4 protein-coding genes and 1 pseudogene are annotated in these 7,847 nt (G+C 53.0%); 4 read left to right on the forward strand and 1 reads right to left on the reverse strand.

Going from position 1 to position 7,847, the window contains the following annotated elements; genetic code table 11:
• Positions 1-500, forward strand: a pseudogene (locus tag ACEW8P_RS09995) (N-acetylgalactosamine 6-sulfate sulfatase); the annotation flags it as partial.
• Position 501: 1 nt separating this feature from the next.
• On the opposite strand, the gene ACEW8P_RS10000 reads toward ACEW8P_RS09995, so the two are convergent.
• Positions 502-1,659 carry a LacI family DNA-binding transcriptional regulator gene (locus ACEW8P_RS10000; RefSeq protein ID WP_373512942.1) on the reverse strand — a complete coding sequence of 386 codons (1,158 nt, stop codon included), beginning with the start codon at positions 1,657-1,659 and terminating at the stop codon, positions 502-504.
• 390 nt (positions 1,660-2,049) lie between these two features.
• Here ACEW8P_RS10000 and ACEW8P_RS10005 point away from each other — a divergent pair, with 390 nt between their 5' ends.
• The 3 genes from ACEW8P_RS10005 to ACEW8P_RS10015 all read left to right on the forward strand — a co-directional run.
• Positions 2,050-5,031: a SusC/RagA family TonB-linked outer membrane protein gene (locus ACEW8P_RS10005; RefSeq protein ID WP_373512943.1), complete on the forward strand. Its 2,982-nt coding sequence runs from the start codon at positions 2,050-2,052 to the stop codon at positions 5,029-5,031.
• Positions 5,032-5,056: 25 nt separating this feature from the next.
• Positions 5,057-6,820, forward strand: a complete 1,764-nt coding sequence (locus ACEW8P_RS10010) for a RagB/SusD family nutrient uptake outer membrane protein (RefSeq protein ID WP_373512944.1) — start codon at positions 5,057-5,059, stop codon at positions 6,818-6,820.
• Positions 6,821-6,974: 154 nt separating this feature from the next.
• Positions 6,975-7,847: FAD-dependent oxidoreductase (locus ACEW8P_RS10015; protein WP_373512945.1), on the forward strand; the 873-nt coding region annotated here is incomplete at its 3' end.

A 7,847-nucleotide genomic window follows, 5' to 3' on the forward strand; every position in this document is an offset into this window, starting at 1 on the left:
TTCCCGGCATCAAAGGCGAAGATAATCGTACTTTCCCCGTCGGCCATCCCGATTTCAAATGGACTCAACTACCCGCTCGCGATGCCCAGCCCGTCGGCGGTATTGAGCGTTCCAACCGCTGGCCGAATTGCTCGTTTTTCACGAATTGGACGAAGTTGGACGATGCCATTGTATGGGATGTGGAAGTTCTGGCCGACGGTGATTTCGATGCCGTCATCTATTATACCTGCGCCCCCGAAAACGTGGGTTCGACCTTTCGGTTGACGTTTGGCAACACCAACATTTTGGGTAAAATTACCGAAGCCTTTGATCCGCCCCTGCGCGGCATGGAAAACGATCGCCATCCCAGACCGGAATCGTACGTGAAGGATTGGAAGACGCTGAACATCGGGAAAGTACATTTGGAAAAAGGGAAAGGCAAGATGACGCTAATGGCAGAGAGGATTGCCGGAAAGCAGGTCATGGATTTTCGATTGATGATGCTGGAAAGAGTGAAATAAATTATTTTCTTACCGACGAACCTCGGATTATCAGTTCCGCTTGCAATACCTCCGTTTTCGGCAAAAGCCATTCCTCCTCCCCCCGCATCATTCCTAAAACCATCGCCGCCGCCGCTTCACCCATCCGGGCGGTTGGCTGCTTCACGGTAGTCAGGCCGCTGCCGATGTACAGGGCGATGGGGTCGTCGCTGAAGCCTACTACCCCCAAATCTTGCGGAACCCGAAGTTCCCTGGCCTTGGCAAGCGTCAGGATTTCAATGGCGGTCGGGTCATTCACGGCAAAAATGGCGTCGGGCGATTCGGCCAAATCCAATAAATATTGGGCGTAAATGGCCGCCTTTTGAGCGGTAAAATCGCCGTGAATAACCAACTCGGGTAGCACCAGAAGGCCGTACTTCTGCAAAGCATCCCGGTAGCCGCGCAGACGTTCCTGACTAATCAACAGATTAGGCGGGCCACCGAGGTGGGCAATGCGGCGGTAGCCGTTTTGGATCAGATGCTCGACGGCAGCGAAGGCCCCCTGATAATCGTTGGCAACTACCTTGTGCGTTCCCAGTTCCTCGACTACGCGGTTGAAATACACCACGGGTACCTCCCTTTTCTCAAAATTGCGGAAATGGTCGTAGTTATTGGTTTCATGACTCATCGACACCAGTAGACCATCCACTCGGTTGGCCAGCAAGGCCTTCGTATTCGCCACCTCAATGTCGTACGATTCCCCCGACTGCATAATTACCAGATTGTAGCCCGCCAGCCGCAGTACTTTTTGTGCGCCCACGATAACGTTAGGAAAGAACTGCGTAAGAAACTCCGGGACAATGATCCCAACAGTATTCGTACGGCTCTTCACCAGGCTGTGTGCCAGCTGATTGGGTTGGTAGTCCAGTTCCTGGGCTTTGTCAAGAATGGCTTTCTTAGTATCGGGATTGATGTCGGGATGGTTGTGCAAAGCCCGCGATACCGTAGAGTTGGACACGCCCAGTTCATTAGCGATGTCGATGATCGTGGTTTGGTGCCGCTTACGGCGGATATTTTTTTCAGGAGGTTTGGGAAGCGTGAAGTAGTAGTCGCAGTTTTTACACAGAAATCGCTGCTTTCCCCGCACAAAACCCGCCTTCATTACTGTTTCCTTCTTCCCGCATTTCACACAAGTTGTCATTTTGTATTATTCTAATTTTATTTCTGCTAATGGCAATTGTAAGTAGTGCCATCAGCGAAAATTTCTTTTCTCCGTAAAATGATGCAAAAGTAAAATAAAATTATGTATCGGCAACGTTTGCGAACACGTTCCCGATAGTTTTTGCAGGAACTCCAGATAAAATAGTGGTTTAGGCGGCTTGTTAAATGGCTGTTTGTTCCTATATTCATTGAAAGCAGTCAGGAAGGACGGATTTTCGAAGAATTAGCGAAACAGAACCTAGCGGTTGAAATGACGAGCCAAAGCAAACAAATTGTATTTATCAAAGCTACAACCTATTTCTAAACCCTAAATACACGACCAATGCACAGAAAATTACCCATACTTATTCGAGGAATTTTATTCGCAGCAATGCTCCTGCCTACGCTGCTGCAAGCGCAGGACTTGCAAGTAAATGGTAAAGTCTCAGGCACCGACGGCCAAGGCATTCCAGGCGTCAGTATCACGGTGCAAGGCACCCAGCGCGGCACGATCACCAAAGCCGACGGTACCTACGACGTATCGGCCGCCCCCGCCGCCACTTTGGTTTTTTCCTTTGTCGGCTACGTGAACCAGATAATTCCGATCAACAACCGCAGCACGATCAATATCACTTTGCTGGAAGACACCAAAGCCCTTGAAGAAGTGGTCGTGGTGGGTTACGGAACGCAGAAAAAAGTCAACCTGACGGGTTCGGTCGAGACTATTAAGGGCGAACAGATTGCCCGGCAGCCCGTCGTGCAGACTTCCCAGGCGCTTACTGGCCTAGCCCCCGGCCTGACGGTTATTCAGAATAGCGGTCAACCCGGACAAGACGACGGGGCTTTGCGCATCCGGGGTCTGGGTTCGTTGGGCGCTTCCAACAACGTGCTGGTGCTGGTGGATGGGGTGGAGGCTGATATAAACCGTATCGATGCGGGCGACATCGAGTCTATTTCGGTACTGAAAGATGCTTCAGCGGCTTCCATCTACGGGTCGCGGGCCTCCAATGGCGTGATCGTAGTCACAACGAAGAAAGGTGCCAGCGGCAAGCTGACTTTGAACTACCGCAACAACCTGGCCGTGCAGAAGCCGACGGGCTTGCCCAAATATTTGGGCGCGCTAGAGTACCTTAAGTATTCAGGCGACAGCCAGGCATTCGTGGATGATTACACCAAGAACTTCGGCTCCGATCCAGATCTATACACTGATACGGACTGGGTCAAGGAACTGTTCACCGAAAACGGTTTTCAGCAATACCATAATTTGAGCGTGAGCGGCGGCACGGATAAAGTGCAGTCGCTGGCCTCCATTTCTTATACTGGCCAGAACGGCAACATTAAGAACTACAACTTCAAGCGCTACAATGGCCTGTTCAACACGCAGATGAAGCTGAACGACAAATTCGACATCAGCTTTAACCTCAATTTCAGCAAGTCGCTGCAATCCAATCCCGACGAGCAACTAAATCAGATCGTCGGACAAGCGTATCGAATTCCGCCCATCTACTTTGCCCGGCACTCCGACGGGCAGTGGGGCGACGGCTGGGCGGGCCAAAACCCCATCGCGATCGTCAATGATAACGGCAACCGGGATTACAACTCCAACTACTTCCGGGGCATTTTACGGGTCAACTATTCGCCGATTAAGGATTTGAAACTGACCCTGATGTACTCGCCCGAGTACGGCGATGATTTTGTCAAGTCCTTCAACCGAACGTTTTACACGGTCATCGACTGGAAAACGCAATCCCGGCGAGCCCGGAATAACCCAAATTCTCTGAGTCAGACCAACATCCGATCTTTTACCGAAAATACCAACCTGCTGGCCAATTATTCAAAATCGTTCGGGGTTCATGACTTTTCAATTTTGGGCGGTTCGGAGTTGATTAAGTACACCACGGAGCGATTTGGGGCGTCGCGCCAGAACTTTGCCTTGCAGGATTTCCCCTACCTCGATGCGGGGTCGGAAGCGGCGGCCCGCAACAGCGGAGAGGCCACGCAATACGGCTTGGTTTCGTTATTTGGCCGTTTCAATTACGCTTTCAAGGATCGTTACCTGTTTGAAGCCAACGTACGTCGCGATGCTTCCTCCCGTTTTGCCAAGGAAAACCGCGTGGCAATTTTCCCTTCGGTCTCCGCCGGTTGGCGGCTCTCGGACGAACCATTTATGCAGGATTTGCGCGGTCTTTCCAACCTCAAGCTGCGGGCTTCCTGGGGGCAGTTGGGCAACCAACAATTGAATAGCGACTTCCCCTACGTAGCCAACATTGCCCTGGGTCAGAATAATTTTGTATTCGGCGGCACCACGATTACGGGTGCCACCCAGACCGACCTGTCCAACAGCCGCATCCAGTGGGAAACCACCGAAATCACCAACTTCGCGGTCGATGCGGGTTTCCTTAACAACCGCCTTTCCCTCACGGCCGAGTACTATGTCAGGAAGACAAAAGACCTACTGCTGGTGCTGCCCGTCCCTTTGAACCTGGGCTTCGAACCCTCCATCCAGAACGCGGGCGACCTGCAAAACACGGGCTTTGACTTTTCGATGGATTGGCGCGAGAAAAAGGGGGATTTCACCTACGGGGCGCGGGCCATTTTTTCCAGCGTTAAAAACGAAGTCACCAATCTGGCGGGGGTAGGGCCAATTATCAACGGTGCGAGCATCACCCAGGTGGGTAGCCCCATCGGGTTGATTTACGGCTATCAAACCGAGGGAATTTTCCAGAGCCAGGACGAAATCAACAGCAGCCCCGCACAGTTCGGCAAGCTGATTGTGGGCAATTTGAAATACAAAGACCAACTGACCGTCGATACCAACGGCGACGGGGTCCCCGACCAGGCCGATGGCATTATTAATCCCGACGACCGCGTGGCGCTGGGCAATCCGTTTCCGACGATATCCTACGGCCTCGACCTGACGGCTTCTTACAAGCAGTTCGACCTGGCCGTCAATTTTCAGGGAGTAGGAAAAAGGGACGTCCGGCTGGGCGGCGACATGGTGTGGGGCTTGTTCAACGCGGGCAAAATCCAGGAGTGGCAAGTGAAAGAGTTCTGGTCGCCCCAGAATACCGACGCCCAATACCCGATTCTTGCCGCTACGAGCGCGGGGAGCAACGATATCCAAACCAGCAGCACCTGGGTTTTCAACGCAGCTTACCTTCGTCTGCGCAACGTTTCGATCGGCTATAACCTGCCGACGACCGCCCTGAACAAATTAGGAATGAGCGGGTTCAGAATCTACGCCTCCGGGCAGAATCTCTTAAAGTTCGACAAACTCCCTCCGGGCATCGATCCGCTGGTACCCAACGGAGCAAGCGGCAATATTTACCCCATCACCGCCTTGTACAGCCTGGGGATAGACGTCAAGTTTTAATCACCATTATCTAAAATCAGAACCAATGAACCGAATCAAATACATCCTGGCCCTGGCGTTACTTCTGGGCTTCACGGCCTGTGAGGAAAAGTACCTCGACCTGCAATCGCCCACCGAACCCACGACGGGCGGATTTTTCAGCAACGAATCCGAACTAAATCTCGCTCTGACAGGCGTATATAATAGCCTTATATTCAGGGGAGGCTATAACATTCCCATCCAAACCAACATGGATAACTCCGCCACTGACATTGGCCTGACGCGCGGTTTGACCGCAGGCGGTTACGAAGAGATGGGAGCGGGTAGCCACAGTCCTAGTTCGGGGGGATTCCGCCAGAGTTATTCCCAACACTATACGGGCATCGCTCGCGCCAACTCACTGCTGACCTACATGGAGCGGGCCAAAGATGTGGTTCCGCAGTCGACTTTCGACGATATCCGCAACCAGGCGCTGGTCATCCGGGCGTACCATTATATGTACCTCACCGAGATTTTCGGGGACGTGCCTTACATCGAGACAGTGTTCCAAAACCCGGCGGACGCGCTTTTGCCACGAACGCCCAAAGCAACCATCGCCGAAAAAATCATGGCCGATTTGAAAACGGCGGCAACCGCTTTACCCCAAAAAAGGGCAGCCTCCGACCGGGGAAGAATTACTAAAGCGGTCGCACTGGGACTGCACGCCAGAGTGGCCCTCTACAATAAAAAATACGCCGAAGCAGCGGCTTCAGCGAAGGAAATCATCGACAGCGAAGCCGCCAGCGGCTTACTACTCCACCCCAAGTACGAGGATTTGTTCAATGCCAAAGGGCAAAGTTCCAGCGAGATTATGCTCATCATGCCTTACAAACAGGGCTTCGTACCTTACAGTGGTACGGGTGATGCCAGCCAGTTCCCCACCGCCCAGGGGTCGCGCAACAGGGGGGCGTTCAATACCGTGACCCCCACCCAGTCCATGATCGATTCCTACGAGGCGGTCGACGGCAAACCTATCGACCAGTCCGCGATTTACGATCCCTCGAAACCCTTTGCCAACCGGGATCCGCGCTTAGCAGCGTCGATTGTAACGCCGCAGTCGGTGTGGGCGGGGTTGATATTCGAAAGCCATAAGGATAGCCTCACCTACCGGAGCCCACAGGGCAAGAATCTCGGAGCCAACCGCGATAGCCGCACCGTGTCGTGGCCCGCTTCTTTTTGCGGGTATATGTGGAAAAAATACACCGACGAGGAGCAGCAAATCGCTTTGCAGGGAATTAGCTATCTGAATTTCAGCTTAATGCGCTATGCGGAAATCCTGCTGATCTACGCCGAAGCTAAGATCGAATCGGGCCAAATCGACGCCACGGTGCTGAACGCCATCAACCGAATTCGGGCGCGGGCCTATGGCGTGGCGGTGGGCGATGTGGCAAAGTACCCCGCCATCACGACCACCGATCAGGCCGTTTTGCGAACCATTATTAGAAGAGAACGCAAAGTGGAGTTGGCCGACGAAGGATTCCGGCTCTTCGACATTCGTCGGTGGCGCATCGCCGAAAAGGTCATGCCTGTGCCGTTGTACGGACGTATCCTGAATACTAAAACGGCGACAAAAGTACCGAAGATTGACGCCGACGGCTTCGTGTCGTACAAAGGCGTCGAGTCGCAGTACGATCTAAACACCGACAGTCGTTTTCCCAATGCGTTCCGTTCCTTCAATCCGGCGCGGGACTACCTCTGCCCAATTCCGCAGCAGGAAATCGATACTTACGCGGGGAATGGGGCAACTTTGAAGCAGAATCCGGGGTATTAAGGAATATTGAAAAAATAACTTGGTCAAATGCCTACCCCGGAGGGGTCAGCCGTTAATAGACAAATAGTGGTGGAAAACGCCCCGCCCCGGAGGGGCCGGCCCCTCCTAAGTAATTGGGTGAGTCCCTGAATTATATACGTAAACCGAAACTCTTATGAAACGCCTACTCTTACTTCTCCTCGTTTTGGGCCAGTCCAGTTTTGCCCAGAAACAAAACACCGTTTTCGTCGAAGCCGAGGGCTTCCAGAACAAAGGCGGCTGGTCGGTCGATCAGCAGTTTATGGATGTCATGGGCTCTTCCTTCCTGATGGCCCACGGGATGGGTCGCATCGTGGAAGACGCCAGTACCAGCGTGTCATTTCCTGAACTAGGTACTTACAAAGTGTTCGTCCGTACCCGCAACTGGACGGCCCAATGGTCGGACAAGGCGGCCGCCGGGCAATTCAAACTGCTGGTCAATGACAAACCGTTGGAAAAAACCTTTGGAAAAGACAACCGCGAATGGACGTGGTCGTACGGCGGCACGGTGAAAATCGCGCAGAAAGAGAACAGGATTTCTCTCAAAGACCTGACGGGTTTCAATGGCCGTTGCGACGCGATCATTTTTACCAGTGATCCTAACTTTAAACCCATCGAGGATAAAGAAGAACTGGCCGCATACCGAAACGAGTACTTTGGTTTTGATAAGAATCCGAAGAACGCAGGAGATTTCGATTTTGTGGTCGTAGGCGGCGGCATGGCGGGTACTTGCTCGGCCATATCAGCGGCGCGGAAGGGCGTAAAAGTGGCTTTGGTGCAAAACCGTCCTGTGTTGGGTGGCAACAACAGCTCGGAAGTGCGGGTGCACCTGGGCGGACGAATTAACCTGGAGCCTTACCCGGCGCTCGGTAACCTAGTCAATGAGATCGGCCCGTCGGAAGGCGGCAACGCGCAGCCTAAGGAATACTACGAAGACGACAAGAAAATGCAGGCCGTGCTGGCCGAACCCAACATTTCGCTCTTTTTGAACCATCACGCCAATAAGGTG

The sequence above is a fragment of the Persicitalea sp. genome, from assembly GCF_041751555.1.
Lineage (GTDB): Bacteria > Bacteroidota > Bacteroidia > Cytophagales > Spirosomataceae > Persicitalea.